At 37.3% G+C, this 16,508-nt stretch carries 15 protein-coding genes; 12 read left to right on the top strand and 3 right to left on the bottom strand.

What is annotated here, in order from left to right:
* Window positions 1-6 precede the first annotated feature (6 nt).
* The 3 genes from CBM15_RS15065 to CBM15_RS15055 are packed head-to-tail and all read left to right on the top strand — an operon-like array spanning window position 7 to window position 2,118.
* Window positions 7-405 (top strand): DUF350 domain-containing protein, encoded by a 399-nt coding sequence (locus tag CBM15_RS15065; RefSeq protein ID WP_087618142.1) that lies wholly within the window; start codon window positions 7-9, stop codon window positions 403-405.
* 17 nt (window positions 406-422) lie between these two features.
* Entirely contained in the window at window positions 423-878 is a 456-nt protein-coding gene (locus CBM15_RS15060) for an RNA helicase (protein WP_087618141.1), read from the top strand.
* Window positions 879-885: 7 nt separating this feature from the next.
* Entirely contained in the window at window positions 886-2,118 is a 1,233-nt protein-coding gene (locus CBM15_RS15055) for a glutathionylspermidine synthase family protein (protein ID WP_087618140.1), read from the top strand.
* A 221-nt stretch (window positions 2,119-2,339) separates the two neighbouring features.
* Here CBM15_RS15055 and CBM15_RS15050 read toward each other — a convergent pair whose 3' ends face one another.
* A complete protein-coding gene (locus CBM15_RS15050) occupies window positions 2,340-3,107 on the bottom strand; it encodes a sulfite exporter TauE/SafE family protein (protein ID WP_014822455.1) in 768 nt (255 codons plus the stop codon).
* A 98-nt stretch (window positions 3,108-3,205) separates the two neighbouring features.
* On the opposite strand from CBM15_RS15050, the gene CBM15_RS15045 reads away from it, so the two are divergent.
* Window positions 3,206-4,093 carry a LysR family transcriptional regulator gene (locus tag CBM15_RS15045; RefSeq protein WP_087618139.1) on the top strand — a complete coding sequence of 296 codons (888 nt, stop codon included), beginning with the start codon at window positions 3,206-3,208 and terminating at the stop codon, window positions 4,091-4,093.
* 121 nt (window positions 4,094-4,214) lie between these two features.
* Window positions 4,215-4,643: a phosphate-starvation-inducible protein PsiE gene (gene psiE / locus CBM15_RS15040; RefSeq protein ID WP_008405939.1), complete on the top strand. Its 429-nt coding sequence runs from the start codon at window positions 4,215-4,217 to the stop codon at window positions 4,641-4,643.
* 74 nt (window positions 4,644-4,717) lie between these two features.
* Here psiE and CBM15_RS15035 read toward each other — a convergent pair whose 3' ends face one another.
* Together CBM15_RS15035 and CBM15_RS15030 are read right to left on the bottom strand one after the other, a co-directional pair.
* On the bottom strand, window positions 4,718-5,662 hold the full coding sequence (locus CBM15_RS15035; RefSeq protein WP_087618138.1) for an S-layer homology domain-containing protein: 945 nt from the start codon (window positions 5,660-5,662) through the stop codon (window positions 4,718-4,720).
* A gap of 434 nt (window positions 5,663-6,096) precedes the next feature.
* Window positions 6,097-7,065, bottom strand: coding sequence for a DMT family transporter (locus CBM15_RS15030; RefSeq protein WP_087618137.1), 969 nt, complete (start codon window positions 7,063-7,065; stop codon window positions 6,097-6,099).
* A gap of 150 nt (window positions 7,066-7,215) precedes the next feature.
* Here CBM15_RS15030 and CBM15_RS15025 point away from each other — a divergent pair, with 150 nt between their 5' ends.
* From CBM15_RS15025 to CBM15_RS14995, 7 genes are all read left to right on the top strand, one after another.
* A complete protein-coding gene (locus tag CBM15_RS15025; RefSeq protein ID WP_087618136.1) occupies window positions 7,216-8,076 on the top strand; it encodes a LysR family transcriptional regulator in 861 nt (286 codons plus the stop codon).
* Between the two features lie 59 nt (window positions 8,077-8,135).
* The gene (locus CBM15_RS15020) at window positions 8,136-10,475 is read left to right on the top strand and encodes a helix-turn-helix domain-containing protein (RefSeq protein ID WP_087618135.1); all 2,340 of its coding nucleotides are present in this window, start codon (window positions 8,136-8,138) and stop codon (window positions 10,473-10,475) included.
* A 328-nt stretch (window positions 10,476-10,803) separates the two neighbouring features.
* Complete coding sequence (locus CBM15_RS15015; RefSeq protein WP_420820152.1) at window positions 10,804-12,189, top strand: MFS transporter; 1,386 nt, start codon at window positions 10,804-10,806, stop codon at window positions 12,187-12,189.
* 74 nt (window positions 12,190-12,263) lie between these two features.
* A complete protein-coding gene (locus CBM15_RS15010) occupies window positions 12,264-13,448 on the top strand; it encodes an amidohydrolase (protein WP_087618133.1) in 1,185 nt (394 codons plus the stop codon).
* 147 nt (window positions 13,449-13,595) lie between these two features.
* Entirely contained in the window at window positions 13,596-14,798 is a 1,203-nt protein-coding gene (locus tag CBM15_RS15005) for a M20 metallopeptidase family protein (protein ID WP_087618132.1), read from the top strand.
* Between the two features lie 55 nt (window positions 14,799-14,853).
* On the top strand, window positions 14,854-15,147 hold the full coding sequence (locus CBM15_RS15000) for a DUF5316 domain-containing protein (protein ID WP_087618131.1): 294 nt from the start codon (window positions 14,854-14,856) through the stop codon (window positions 15,145-15,147).
* Window positions 15,148-15,251: 104 nt separating this feature from the next.
* Window positions 15,252-16,382 carry an S-layer homology domain-containing protein gene (locus CBM15_RS14995; protein ID WP_087618130.1) on the top strand — a complete coding sequence of 377 codons (1,131 nt, stop codon included), beginning with the start codon at window positions 15,252-15,254 and terminating at the stop codon, window positions 16,380-16,382.
* Window positions 16,383-16,508: the final 126 nt, after the last annotated feature.

Below are 16,508 nucleotides of genomic sequence, written 5' to 3'. Positions count from 1 at the left end.
AATAACATGAATGGGTATTTAAATTTTTTATCATATCTGGGTGTGTCATTAGGTTTATTAATAATCGGTATGGTGCTGTTTGCGCTCAGTACACCAAAGATTAAAGAATTTCAGTTAATTGCACAAAGGAATGTAGCAGCCGCAATGTTAATGGGCGGTAAAGTAGTTGGTCTGGCAATAGTATTAGGTGCAGCGGCAGAGTATTCAATATCATTAATGGATATGGCCATTTGGGGTTTGATTGGAATTGTAGCGCAGGTAATAGTGTTTTTCCTGGCAGAAGTTATAACAATCCAATTCAGTATTCAAAAGGCGATTGAGGAAGATAACCGTGCAGTCGGAACAATGTTATTGTCGTTATCAATTGCAGTCGGGTTGATTGTTGCGAAATGCATATCTTATTAATTTAAGGAGCGGAAATAATGAAGCGGTTAATTTACTATGTTGATAAAGGAAATGGTCATTATGAACCGTTTTATGAATATACCGAAACAAATGTAGGGATCGATGAATTTTATGCAAGGCAGCTCTGCACGTATTTTATTATGCGCGGTACACAGTATGAGCTTGTATCGAATGAAATGGAAGAAGATGTGGAAGTCCTTGTGCTAAAGGAGATGGGCCGCAATTTATCCGGCGAGGATGAGAAAAATTTTCGTGAGCGGGGCATACATATCGAGTTTAGAAGCCCAAACGAACGTGAAAATTATCGTCTGTTGTCACGTATTCCTTGTGATACGCATTTTGAAGTGATCCGCTACTTACTGAAAAACGTAGTGGATATACCATCCATTGGGCAAATGCTTGTTACTTCAACAGAGATTGATGAAGATCGTGGTGTCTACGTAATGTATGTTACCGAGATGAAAGTGAGCTGAGTAATCCATGACGAACAGCGAGCGCAGGAAATTTTATGCAAGTATCGACCGGTTTTGGGCTGATTTATATGACGAGGAATATGCTCTCTATGACCTTTATGAAGTAACAGAGGAAGAAGTAGAAAAAATTCGCATAGCTACTGATTGTGCAGGGAAAATCTTTTTTAAAACAGCCCATTTATTACGCAATCTTCCGGATGAAGCCCTGATTGAAATGGGCTATCCGGAAGAAACAATTCCTATTCTGCGCCTGAAAACACTGGAAGCGGAAAGTGTTATTGCGCGTTTTGATTTTATTGCTCATAATGGCGGCTATAAATGTATTGAAATGAATGCTGATACACCTACGTTCATCAAGGAATTATTTGTTGTAAACGGCCAAATCTGCAAAGCATTTGGCATGGGAAATCCGAATAATGCAATGGAAGAGATGTTAAAAAGCATGGTGAGAAAAAGTGTTGCCCAAAGCATATTTTCCCCTGATGCACATATCGTTTTTACCGCCCACGATGATAATATAGAAGATTATTATACTACGCTTTACATAATGCAATTTGTGCCCGGAGCAAAGTTTACTCCTTTACACCAATTGCAAATACAAAAGGGTGTCGGGTTGTTCGATGAGGATGGAAAGCGGATCGATTTGCTGTATCGTCCAACATTTCCGATAGAAAATTTAATTCAGGACGAAGATGATGCGCAGAATAGAATAGGATTGTGGCTAATGGAACTGGTTGAGCAGAATTTGCTGACAATCCTTAACCCGCCCTCGGCATTTTTACTGCAAAACAAAGCAGTACAAGCCATCATCTGGGGCTTGCATGAAGAACGAAATGCATTTTTTACGACGGAAGAGCATGAATGGATTGCCGAATATTTTTTGCCGACCTATTTGGAAGATAGCCTGTTTATCGAAAAAGGGATCCGCTATGTAAAGAAACCCGTATTTGGCCGGGAGGGAGATACGGTAGAAATATTTGCTGAAGACGGACAGCTTATAAAAGAAGATGTCCAAAAATCGTATTATCACTATCCGAAAGTGTACCAGCAATTTATTAAGCAGCCAAAAACAACTTTCCGAAGTGAAAAGGGAAGACAAACAGGTGAATTGCTGGTCGGCAGTTTTTTAATAAGCGGAAAGCCGGCTGCAATAGGGTTGCGTGTTGGCGGGATGATCACAAACAATTTATCGAATTATTTACCGATTGGAATGAAAGTTAAGGGGTGTCACATAACTTGAGCAATCATTTTATTGCTAATTTATCGTTTATAATTTGCGCAGTTATTTTATTAAATAATGTAATGGTCTTTGTATTAAATACCGAAATTTCCAACGTAACATTTAATCTGTCGATACTTTTAATGGTTATTTTATTTTTGAATGGTGTAGTGCATAAGAAAAGGGCCAGTAAATAAAAATGGCTGGGACAGATACATTTTAAGTTTGTCCCAGCCACAATATTAGAAAAGTAAATCCGATATTACTTGGATAATTAACAGGAAAAATATAATAGGCAGTAAAATCTCAACCCATTTTCCTTTTAAATAAGGAATGATTTTTAGACCGATATGGGAGCCAACAATCGATCCGACAGCTACAGGAACGGCAACACCCCAATTAACGATGCCATAGAACAGGTAAAATAAAAAAGCAGTTGTGCAGCTTGCAAACATTAAAAAACGAGTCATTTCTGCAGCCATTACATAGCTGACTTGTTTCTTCAGAAAATATGTAATGTTTAGCAGTGCAGAACCTGTTCCAAGCCCACCATCATAAATACTAATAAAAAAAGGTGCAATTAAATTAGTTTTCTTTTCGATGTCGGGCTGCTCATTAATTACTTCTTTCTTTTTACTTTTAATAAGAAAAAAGAACATTACGATTAAAACAATACAAGCAACAATATTCATCGTATGTTCCGCCAATCTTGTTGCTAAAAATGCCCCGCTTATACCGCCAATTGCTGCAATCAGCATAAATGGAATCATTTTTTTCAGTTGTACTCTTTTTTTCAACGTCAGAACAATAACCGTCGAAAATGAAGATATGCCTGTTGCAAATTTATTAATTGCGACAGTCGCATGAATCGGAATGCCGACTAACAATAAGGAAGGAAGCAATACAAATCCTGCAGCCCCAAACATGACCCCTACAATGGAAGCAAGTATGCCGATTGCGAATAAAATGAGCCCATCTATGGATAGCCACTCTATAAATAAGTTCTCCAAACAAATCCCCCCTACTCACAAAATACTGCTATACTACTCATAAAACAAATATATATATTTTGTATATTCATAAATTTAAGTTATGAGTGGGTGAGGAAATGAATTTACATACGCTACGAATTTTCACAAACGTTGCAAAACTGGGCAGTATTACTGAAGCAGCGAAGTTCCTGCATATCAGTCAGCCGGCTGTAACTGTACAAATACGCAAACTTGAAAGAGAAATCGGAGTGAAACTTATAGAAGGAAAGGGAAGAGGTATTCAGCTTACATATGAAGGTGAATTTCTTTATGAGCAAGGCTTACGGTTATTTCATTTGGAAGAACAGATTGATGAAAAATTTAAAGCCTTTTTGGAAAAGAAAGAGAATATAAAAATCGCTTCGTCTTATATTTCAACCAATTATATTTTGCCGCCAATCATTGCGGGATATAAATCAAAAAATCCAAATATCGATATGTATGTATCGCTTGGAAATGTACAGTCTGTGGAGCGTCTTGTTCTTGATTATAAAGTTGATTTTGGATTTGTTGTGCAAAGCAATATTGGCCATGAAGATTTGTCCTTTGAGAAAATACTGGATATTCCGTTTTGGTTTGTTGTCCATCCAGCACATCCTTTAGCAAATAAAAAAGTATCGATTTTTGAGCTAAGTGAGCATGATTTTATTTATAGGGAGCGAGGCAGTTCAACACTGGATTTAATGGAGGCTATTTTTTATACGCATAATTGCCCGTTACCGAGATTTGGCTTACAAATAGAAGGTGTACTGGAATCGATTAAAGTTGTGGAAGCCGGTTATGGAATGGCAATCGCACCAGCATGCAGTGTAAAGGAAAAATTATTGCAAGGCAGCATTGCACGCGTCTTTGTCGATCAAGTGGAAATCAGCCAGAGCTTGTTTTGCTGTACTAGAAAAGTGGATAAGGTGAAGCATCCGTTTATTCAATATTTGAAAATGAACCTGGGCAATTTAGCAATTTAAAAGGTTCTTTTTAAGAATAAAAAAACGTAAAAAAATTTTTTGAAATAGTAATCGCTTACAAAATTGACATACCCCTAATGATGGAATAATCTGAAAATATAACGTCTGGGGGTGTGTATAAATGAAGTTTTTATCCAAACCTAAGCCATTTAAAGAAATTATTCCGAAAGTGCTTCAAGTGATCTTGAATATTGGTTTAACAGTATTGGCGTTAACTCTTTGTGTCATGCTCATCATCGAAATGGTCGAGCTTTTAAAGTTTATATTTAACGGGCAAAAGCATGAATACAAATACTTACTGGCAAAAATTTTAGTATTCTTCCTGTATTTCGAGTTTATCACGATGATTGTGAAATACTTTAAAGAAGACTATCATTTCCCGCTTCGTTATTTTATGTATATCGGAATTACGGCCATGCTCCGACTCATTATTGTCGAACATGATTCCGCAATGGATACACTCATTTTTGCAGGGGTAATCCTGATTTTAATTATTAGTTACTATATTATTAATATTACACCAAGAGAGCGGCCTATCAGAAAAACATAAACTTCAAGTTATAAAAAAAAGGCTAATCAAATAGATTAGCCGTCCAGCTGATACCGGTTATAATTAATTCCCTGTTAATTGATTTTCTCAACATTCAACTGCCACTTTCCGTTCGCATCTTTTGAAACAGCCATTTTCACGTTAATATCTTCGAACAAAATGACTCCTTCTTTATAGATCATTATTGCAATAGTCACAGCATTTAAATACCGTACATCTCTGTAGGAAGCCAAATATTTAACAGTTGTATTATTTGTTAGTGTTTTGATTTTTTCTATTGAAATTTCTTTAGAAATACCTAGTTGTTCAAAGTCATTGAGCAGTTTGTTCTGGTTAAAGAAATACAGTTCGCCATTTGCAGCTTTCACAAGCATATTTGCAAACTGAGAACGTTTAATCGGTGTACTTGGTTTGAAATTTCCGTCCTGGTAACCATTTAAAATTCCGATTGTTTGAAGTGTCGCGATTTCCTGGCCCCAAGGATACGTAAAGTTTTTTCCATCGAATATGTCAGATGGGGAAGCGCCACTTTCTTTGTAGCTTTGCAATTGAATTAATGGAATTTCATATGCTTTTATAATTACACCGGCAAATTGTCCACGCGTTAAAGGCTGGTTAATACCGAAAGCCCTCGCAGAGGAAGAAGTATCATTCACATAATACCCGCGCATAATCCCGTTCCAGTCCAGCTTATTAATGTAAGGATAAAATTGATCTGTCTTTGGCACATCAATAAAGTTCGCACCCCTATACCATTCCGTATACTCAATCTCTTTTAAGCGGTCATCCAATACTTTTGCAAGTATACTTGCCACTTGGCCACGCGTAATATTTTCATATGGTCTAAAATAAGGCAATGTCCGGCTAATTGCTTTTTGGTCTAATAAATACTCAACAGAGGGATAAAAGTTGTCCGATTCTTTGACGTCTTTGTAATGAACAGTCGCAGCATTGACGTTCGTTCCGATCGCAAACATCAAGCCTAGTGCAATACTAATGGAGGCAATCGTTTTTCTCACTTTTTCAACTCCTTTAAATAAATTTATAGTATTTCAACCTAAAAGATAACATTATAAGGAAAATATTACAATGAACTATAAAAGTAGCGGGATTTTAATTGAGGGTGGGACATAACCCAAAAATGCCATTTTTCTCTGAGAGAAAAATGGCATTTTTTTGCTGAGTGTTAAAAATTGATTTCTATTCCAGGTCGGACGCTTTCCGCGGGCGTGAGGCCAACAGGATGTTGGTCACAAAAGCGTTGCCACAGGACGTGGCGTTCTTAGCTTTTGTTCCTAGTCTCAGGCGTCACGCTATTCCCGCTGGAGTCGCCTCCTCTCCATTCCAATCAATTTTATAAAATATCCGTTTCTTAATAAGGTCTTTCTTCTTATCCAATGGTATTTCTATTTCTGTCCCAATCGCTTATTTGCATTAAGCCTAAAGATTGTAGTTAAGAAATCCCTTCACTCCATGTAGATTGCATCGTATGATTGGCCTTTTTCTTGTCCAGCATTCTTACATATATATTATTTGATAAAAGTGCAATGATAATCAACACTGTTCCTACTATATCAAATACCGTCACTGAATTCCCTTGAACAATGGAAATGAAAAGTGTTGTGACAGGAACGAAATTGATGAACAGTAATGCATTTAAAGGTGACAAGTAGTTGACGCCAATGTTCCAGCCCAATAATGCAATGACACCCGGGAAAATAATCATAAACAGTAAGTGTGGACCTACTGCAACTACATCGTTTACAGCAGGCACAGATAAAGTGCCGAACATTGTCGCACCTAAAGTAACGAATAATGCGGTTACGGTTCCAAGTAAACAGCTCAATGTAGAATAGCGCAAAGCAGACCAATGACTGAACTCATTGGCACCCATTGTATAAATCACCCATCCGACGACAGCGATAAAGATTAAAAGGGAAGGGATAAACTGACCTGTCGTGCCTAAAAATGCCTGAAGATCGCCTTTTGTAATAACTAATACCGCGCCGATAAATGATAATAATACACATAGTAATGTAAACAGCGATGGACGGTGCTTAAAAATCATCCATGAGATGACAATCGAAATCATCGGCATAAGTGATTCCATAATAGAGGCCGTCATAACACCGGATTGTCCGAGTAAATCCTCGCCCCAGAAAATAAGCAAATTATAAACAGTAAAGGCCATCGTACCGAAAAACCAAAGTTGCAGGCCTTTTCCTTCCATACGGAAAGCTCTCTTTCTTTCTTTCCATAACAGCAGTGCAATTAAAATAATCGTCACTGCGCCATATCTAAAAATGGTGAAGTAGAATGGATCTATATGTTTAAATGCATCATGGGCTACCGGAAACATTGCCCCCCATGATACTGCAGCTATAAAACATAAAATAGAACCGATTAGAACACTATTTTTCAACCTTTATTAACCTCATTTCACTAAATAGTCACGATTACTATCTTACAATTGTATAACTATCTCGTAAAATGAATAAAAGTTATGATTAATATCAGTATTTAAGATACCATGTTAGAGTAATAGGAACAGGAAAAGGAGGGTGGATGTATCGTGGAATTTAAAGACTTGGAAATTTTCCAACTTGTTGCCGAGAAGGGAACAGTTACGGAAGTAGCGAAAGAATTAAATTATGTCCAATCGAATATTACATCAAGAATACAAAAACTTGAAGTAGAATTGAACACGCCATTATTTAACCGACATAGACGAGGGATGACTTTGACACCTGAAGGAAAAAATTTGTTATCTTATAGTAAAAAAATATTGCTATTAACGGAGGAAATGAAAAGAGCTGTTCTTAATAAAAATGAACCAATCGGAAAGCTTGAAATAGGTACGGTCGAAACGGTCTACCATTTACCGAATATATTAACTTCCTATATGAAAAGTTATCAAAGTGTCGATTTGTCATTAATAACAGGGGTAACAGAGAAATTGGAGCAAAAAGTACTGGATTATAAATTGGATGGAGCGTTTATAACTGCATCGAATATTCATCCGGATCTTGAGTCATATGAAGTGTTTGATGAAGAGCTTGTATTAATTTCAAACTCACCTCATCTGAAGTTGGGAGAATTAGAAGGCATCCCGTTCCTATGTTTCAGAAAAGGCTGCGGATACCGGGCACGTCTGGAAACATGGTACCAGGATCAAAATATCAGTCCTCAAAAAGTGATGGAGTTTGGTACACTGGAAACGATTATACGCAGTGTTTCAATGGGACTGGGGGTTTCATTTGTCCCAAAGTCAGCTGTTGCACATCTGGAGCAGAGCGGGACTATTTATTGTCACTCATTGCCAAGTGAGTATAGTAAAGTAAAGACGGTCTTTATTAGGAGAGCGGATTCCTATTTGACGGCAACGATTGAAAAGTTTATTGAAACAATTCGACATAATAGACAAATCGTATAAAAGGAACAAAACTTCCCACATTAGGAAAACTAATTAAAGAAAAGTAGTGAGGTGAACAGATGAGTAACCAGCTATCTGAATTTCAAATTTCCTTAAAGGAGATTCATTATTTATCACCAAAAGTAAATCAGGGGCTTGAGTTAATATTTGTTGTTGAAGGACAGATTACTGTCGAGACAGATAGTCATTTTTATGAATTAAATAAACTTGATTTATTGGTTATTAATCGGAACGAGCTCTTTCAAATAAAGGGGAATCCTAATAATTATGTGCTCAGTCTAACAATTTCGGATGCATTTATCGACCGATTTTATAAAAATTACCGTGATAATCGCTTTGAATGCTACTCAAAGGAAGTGCATATGGGGCGCGAAAAAATGCTTAATAATCTTCGTAAGTGGCTTATTAAGTTAATTATTTCCTATTACCGTCAAGATGAAAGCCACCAAATTGAGTTTCAAAAATATTTATGTGATATCTTGCTTACGCTCATTCGCGGCTTTAAGAAAAAAGGAAGCTCCTCAGAAAAATTGGATACAAATGATCAGCGGCTTACGCAAATTATCGATTACTTGGAAAGAAATTATGATCAGCCGATTACGTTGGAGGAAATGGCCCGAAAATCCTATTTGTCGACAGCTTATTTATCCCGTTATTTTAAACAAAAGATGAATATGGGGTTCAGTCGTTATTTAATGACAATCCGTCTGAAGCATAGTGTAAAAGATTTGCTCTATACGAATGATACGGTATCACAAATCTCGATGAATAATGGATTTCCCAACACGAAATCATTTACGACCCTTTTTAAAGAAAACTATGGGATGACACCGCATGTCTATCGGGAGAAACATCCTGTAGAGAAGAAGGATTCATTTAAAGAGTACCCGCTGGAAGATGCGGAACAGCCAGTACATTCACCTGAAATTTTAGGCAAGTTAGGGGTTATTTTAAATACACTTGATCAATCGTATAAAAATACACAATCGAAATTTGAAGAATTGTCATTGGATATAACAGCGCCTGGTAATATTCCTATTTCAAGGCCCAAACATATGGTTATTGTGCATGAGTTGAAGGAATTACAAAAGGAAAATATCCGTGCACAAATTTTAATGGCGAAAAGAGAAATCGGGGTAGATTTTATAGGAATCAGTAATTTACTAAAGGGAGAAGCGATTTCAGCTGAGATTGAAACAGATGAAATCATCCCGACAAGTTCACAATATTTTAAAACCGATATTGCCCTGGAGTTTTTAAAGCAGCAAAACTTGGCACTTTTCGTAAGAATTGATTATCAGGAATTAACGATGGATGAAGAAAATTATCTCAGAAAGCTGGAGCATTTTTTGAAGCATTGTCTGCAATTATATGGTGGTTCCTATTTAAGCGCCTGGCATTTTCTCTTTTATGAACCATACAATACTATCGTGGCAGCAGATGAGCTAAAACGGGTTTATTTTAGGTTATACCATTTGATAAAAGGCATTGTACCGGATATTCAAGTCGGTATGTTTTTACCTTTTTCCTTTGAAAAGGAGAAGACAAGTGAAGCGCATATATGGCTGTTAAAAGAGGCGGAGTTTGTAGATTTTATAGGGTATCATTCGAATCAAAATGATGTTGTAGATTTTAAAGAGTTGAACGATGACCGCTTTTTCCTGACAAAAGATTATTTAAAAGAAAAAACAGAAAAAATAAAAGCGTATTTAAAGAAGAATGGAATTAAAAAGCCGCTTCATGTCATTTCATGGAATACTCTTTCCGGAAATACACGCCTGACAAACGGCCGCTTTTTCCGCGCAGCATTAGTATTGGAAAATATGCTGGACATATCAGATGAGGTGGAATCAGTAGGTTTTTGGATTAATACGGTTGTACATGAAAGTGAGAGTGACGGCCAACGTATCCGGATTGAAGGGCTAGAACTTTTCCATTATTTTGATGGAAAAAGACCGGCATATTTTGCGTTAATGTTTGCAAAAAGGCTAAAAGGTAAGATTGTTGCCCAAGGACCTGATTACATGATGACAAAAAATGAACGTGGGTATCAGTTAGTGCTCATGAACAGTAAAACCGTGAATCCTTATTATTTAATTGAGGAAACGTTTTTGCAAATGTTCAATAAGGACTTATTTGTGAAAATTAAAGGAATGGAGCCTGGCGAATATCAAGTGCGAAAATACACGTTTGACCGTGAGCATGGCGCACTTTATACAAATTGGATTGATTTGAATAGCCGCTATGGATTGGATATGGAAGTCATTGATTATATTAACAGGTCAAGCTATCCTCAACTTGAAATTTTTGATGAAAAAATTATGAGTGATTGGTCTTTTTATTCATACTTAACGGTGAATGCCATTCATTTTTTTGATATAAGAAAAGCTGTTTTATAAAAAGATTGTTGCGAACGATACGCAGCAGTCTTTTTTTATTTAAGTAAAAAATTGACGGTATATTTTTGCTGCTCCAATTGTTTCCGTAAAAAATATACAGACTAGTATACATGTTATACGCAAATAATAACTTTTTGACATATAGATTTCTGTATAAACTAAAGACATGAAGTATTGATCAGGCTTTAACGGCTAAAAAATATTCTCGAGAAAATAAATCACTATTGTTAATTGTTAAAGCGTGGTTGCAATATTTCTTTTAATACTGAGGAGTATGATTAAAAGAGATTTGAAGACATTATAATTACGCGGAAAATTTTATAGGAGGATTATTATGAACACTTACAAAGGTACGAATAAAATGATCATCGGAATTGTATTCGGTGTTATTACATTCTGGTTATTTGCTCAAGCAATGGTAAACGTTGTACCAGCTGTTCAAGAGGATTTAGGCATTTCGCTTGGTACGATTAATATAGCGATTAGTTTATCGGCATTATTCTCAGGAATGTTCATCGTAGCGGCCGGTGGTCTTGCTGACAAAATAGGTCGTAAAAAAATAGCGGTCATCGGTTATTGGCTAAGTATTCTTGGTTCACTCTGTTTAGTATTGGCGCAAGGTGCTGTTTTATTAATAATCGGCCGAATTATTATCGGTCTATCAGCAGCATTCATTATGCCGTCTACAATTGCTTTAATCAAAGCTTATTTTGAAGGCGCGGACCGTCAAAGAGCATTAAGCTACTGGTCAATTGGTTCATGGGGAGGTTCCGGTGTTGCATCATTTGCAGGTGGTGCCATTGCGACTTCATTAGGATGGAGATGGATTTTCATCTTCTCGATTGTATTCGCTCTAGTTGGTCTGTTTTTACTAAAAGACACACCTGAAAGTAAACAGGAGTCTTCAGGAAAATTCCGTTTTGACTACGTCGGTCTAGGCATTTTTATTGTCACAATGGTTGCATTAAATATTTTAATTACGTATGGTGCAGACTTTGGTTGGACAAGCGGCATTTCCTTAATTTTAATGGCAGTAACAGTAATTGGATTAATTACATTCATTCGAGTAGAAATGAAAAAAGAAGTTGTACTAATCGACTTTGCGGTATTTAAAAACAAAGCCTATACAGGTGCAACGGTATCAAACTTTTTACTCAATGCAATCGCGGGTACATTAGTAGTAGCCAATACGTATGTGCAAGTAGGACGTGGATTTAATGCTTTCCAATCAGGCTTACTTTCCCTTGGCTATCTAGTGACGGTACTGGCAATGATCCGTGTAGGGGAGAAAATACTTCAACGTGTTGGTGCTAAAAAACCGATGATTTGGGGTGGATTAATTACTACGGTCGGTGTTGCATTAATGGGATTAACATTCTTGCCGGATGTAGCGTATACAATCGCGGTATTCGTAGGATTTGCTTTATTCGGTCTTGGCTTAGGTATTTATGCAACACCGTCAACAGATACATCTGTATCCAATGCACCTTCTGACAAAGTTGGGGAAGCGGCAGGTGTATATAAAATGGCAAGTTCTTTAGGTAGTGCGTTCGGTGTAGCCATTTCCATGACAGCATACGGCGCGGCAGCTGCAAACGGCAACCTGGAAATGGCCGCAACGACAGGGATCATCATTAACGTCATATTCGGTGTCCTTTCCATCTTGTCAATTTTATTCCTAGTTCCGAAAAACGCAGGGAAATCAGTCGATTAATTTGAATGATGTAAACGCCTGGTCAAAGGCGTTTACATTATTTTCTTCAAAATTTAAGTACAGGAGTGGTAACCATGAAACAAAAACTAATGGAGATGCTGGAACTTCGTAAAGATGAAATGATTCAAATCCGGAGACATTTACACCAGCATCCTGAAATATCGTTTCAAGAAGAAAAAACTGCACAGTACATTCTCGACTTTTATAAAGGAAAAGATGTAGAAGTTCATTCAAATGTCGGAAATGGCTACGGAATTATTGTAACGATTAAAGGCGGCAAGCCAGGCAAAAATATCGGGCTTCGCGCAGACTTCGATGCATTGCCGATTACCGAAGAAGCCGATATTCCATTCAAATCTGTTAATGAAGGGGTAATGCACGCATGCGGCCATGACGGACATACCGCATATTTACTTGTATTGGCGGATTGTTTGATCGAATTGAAAGATGAGATACCAGGGACAATTAAAATTATTCACCAGCATGCAGAAGAAGTTCCGCCAGGCGGTGCAAAAAGTATCGTAGAGTCAGGGCTGCTCGATGATTTAGATAATGTTTTCGGGATTCACTTGCTGCCAATGGGACCTGCAGGATTTGTCGGTTATAATTCAGGTTTTGCCTTCAATGGGCGTGCCTACTTAAAACTGAAAATTCAAGGACGCGGCGGACATGGCTCCTCACCACATTTGGCAAACGATGCGATTGTTGCCGGTGCACACTTTGTCACTGCTGTGCAAACAATTATTAGCCGCCGTTTAAGCCCCTTTGATATCGGTGTTATTACAATTGGTTCCTTCGACGGTAAAGGGACATTTAATGTGATTAAAGATAGTGTAGAACTTGAAGGCGATATTCGCTATATGACGATAGAAACGAAGAAAAAAATAGAAGTGGAAGTAAAAAGATTAGTAAGAGGTTTGGAAGAAGAATTCGGTGTCACTTGTGAGTTGACGTATGAAAACGACTATCCGCCATTATACAATGACCCTGAATTAACAGCGAAAGTAGCAGGATATTTAGTAGGGGCGAATGATCCGATTATTACAGAGGTGAAGGAAGTGCCACCAATGTCGCCATCTGAAGACTTTGCCTATTATGCAGAGAAATTCCCGTCTTGCTTCTTCTATATTGGCTGTTCACCAAAAGGAGTGGAAAAACCTTTCTTCAATCATCACCCGAAATTTGATATCGATGAGGATGCTCTTCTAGTAGCAGCTAAAGCAGTCGGCCATGTCGTTTGCGGTTATTATGAAGAATAAAAATAAATGAAGAATAAAAATAAAAAGGAGTTTCGGATTCATACCGAAGCTCTTTTTTTGGGACAAATCCCTCTACCGAACATCTCATGTAACAAATGTATATACTAATTTGATGCTTAAGAACGAGTGAGAAAAGGATGTGTTCAAGTGCTTAACGAGTGGCATGCAGAAGTAGAGGAAGTGTACGATCAAATGGTTGATTGGAGAAGGCATTTGCATGAGAACCCTGAACTGCCATTTCAAGAGGTACAAACGGCCAGAATGGTAGAGGATATTTTAGCTGGTTATGGAATTAAAGTGCAACGGAATATTGGCGGGCATGGCGTTGTCGAAATTTTAAAAGGGGGAAAAACAGGGCCGACGATTGCATTAAGAGCTGACATGGATGCGTTACCCATTCAACAGAAAAATGACGTGCCCTATAAATCCCGGGTCCCGAATGTTATGCATGCATGCGGTCACGACGCACATACCGCAACATTGCTTGGGGTAGCAAAAATACTAAGTAAAGATGAAGATCAACTCTATGGAACGGTTAAATTTATATTTCAACCAGCGGAAGAGCAATTTCCGGGGGGAGCCATTCAAATGTTAGAAGAGGGTGTGCTCGAAGGGGGAGATGCAATCTTCGGAAATCATGTCCTATCTTCCGTCCCATTAGGAAACTTTACGGTACCAAAAGGGAGTGCTACCGCTTCCAGTGACTATGTAAGAATTAGAATAATCGGTAAAGGCGGACATTCTTCCGCTCCTCACACATCAGTCAATCCGATTGTGATTGGCGCACAAATTATAACTCAAATCCATTTGTTAATGAGTCAAAAACTTAATCCGGTACAACCGGTAGTGGCAGCAATTACTGTATTCAACTCCGGGGGTACAATAAATGTGATTCCCGAAGAAGCTGCAATTGAGGGGACAGTTCGTACATTTAACCAGGAACAACGGGAAAATGTACAAACAATTTTAACGCATATTCTTAATAATGTCACAGTAACTTATGGTGCTACTTATGAGATGGAATATACAAGAGGATATCCGCAATTAGTAAATACCGAGAAAGAAACTAAAGTTGTAAGAGACTTGCTTGATAATATTAACCATTTAAATGTCGTTGAGATGCACCCCATTATGGCAAGTGAAGATTTTGCGTACTATTTGCAACAAGTTCCCGGAGTATATTTTTATACTGGTTCAGCTATAGATGACCCCACTACACAATTTCCTCAACACCATCCAAAATTTAATATCGATGAACAGGCAATGAAAAATTCGGCGAAAGGATTTTTAAGTATTGTACATTATTACTTAGTTCCAGACGATGCCCTTAAAAAATTCTCATTATACTGATTTATTTTGAAACCATTTCCAAAAGAATGCGGTATATAGGGAAAGGGGGAATGATATGAAATCTTTTCTAATCGGTACAGGGTTGTCTTTAATAGGAATTTTGCTTTCTATTATTATTTGGGATGTTCATATGATTTCCACTATTACGAGCGGGATTGGTTTTATCTTTTTTATTGTGGCATGCATTTTTTCCGGTGCATTCGTCAATGGTGACCGAATGCGGGCAAACACGGCAATGGAAACGAAAGAAAGCTGGATTCAAAGAAATACGATTGCATGGTGTTCTCTTAATATGGCAATTCCTAACTTCGCCGTTGCATTCATCTTTTACTACTATTTAGGCTACTAATTTGTCTCTCAAAAACATTGCCAAAATATACTTGTATTCATATAAGTTCTGTTTAAGTAATATGTTAAGGTATTATAGAATTTGGAGAAGTGGGGTTAACTAGATTGAAGGTACTTCAATTAGCAATTTTATTAGTTTTTACAGTTTGTTTTATTACTGTAACGCCAGCGTCGGCAGCAGAAAAAACGATCGATCAGTATTACATGGATGATGTAAGTTATGAACATGGCGCATACGAGCAGTTGGAACGTTTCTTATATGCAAATATTATCGACGGATATGAAGAGCCAACAGTATATGAAGAAGATGGAGAAGTATACGAATTTACGTCCATTCTTTTAAAGCCCGAAAACAGTATTACACGTGCACAGTTTACAAAAATTTTAGTGAATGCAATGAATTTAACGAGTGGCGATATTAAAAAAGAATTCTCCGATGTTAAATCTTCTGCATGGTATTATGACTTTGTTCAGATTGCCAGCAGTAAAGGCATTATTACCGGTAAAGAAGACGGTACATTTAAACCGAACGATAAAATTACACGTGCTCAAATGGCAGCGATGATCTATCGTGCATTTAATGAGACAGTTGATTTTTCAAAAACAGGAAAAATATTTAACGATGTTAATCCGAATAGCTATTCTTATGAAGCAATTGTGAAAACAGCAGGTGCCGGTATTGTTAATGGCTATGGAGAAACGTTTAAACCGAATGATTTTGCAAAGCGTTCTCATGCAGTACTGATGATTGACCGTGCTTTACATTTAGAGAGTGGAGTAGCAGAAGACGAAGCTTCAATCATTGCAACAGTGAATCGTTATATTGATAAAGAGTTTGAGTTTTCATCAGATACGGAAAACGTAGAGGATATGGATGCGCTCTATCGTGAAACAACAACAGGCTACTATTTAGCTTATTCACTTGATAGCCAATTGCTATTGGAAGACGCAGATTTCTCAACTGGTTCTAGTTCATCTCAAAAAATAGGCGAGTATTCAAGTAAGTTGATTTCATTGAATAAACGTTTTGCCGCAGTAAAAATTGATGATTTGAAAGTTCATATTAAGATGAATGACCCGGAAATCAACTTCAACTTGGAAATGACATTAGATTTATCCGGAACAGCTTACTTAAAGAAAACAGAAGACGGCCTGTGGAAAATCTATAATCTAGTCTATGATGAAGAAGACTATGATAATATGATGACTGCAGCTGCAGCGATGGAAGAACAATAGTAATTTCCCCTTCTTTTATAGAGAAGGGGATTTTTTTATGAGAACATATAGCAGAGTTTATTCATGAACATTTCGAAAGATTAAGATATTAAGGTATTATTATCTATTATATAATACATTCAAAGG

This window comes from Solibacillus kalamii, from assembly GCF_002174535.1.
In the GTDB taxonomy this organism is placed as follows: domain Bacteria; phylum Bacillota; class Bacilli; order Bacillales_A; family Planococcaceae; genus Solibacillus; species Solibacillus silvestris.
Note: the sequence above shows the minus strand (reverse complement) of the source record. Positions and strands in the feature narration are given on the sequence as shown.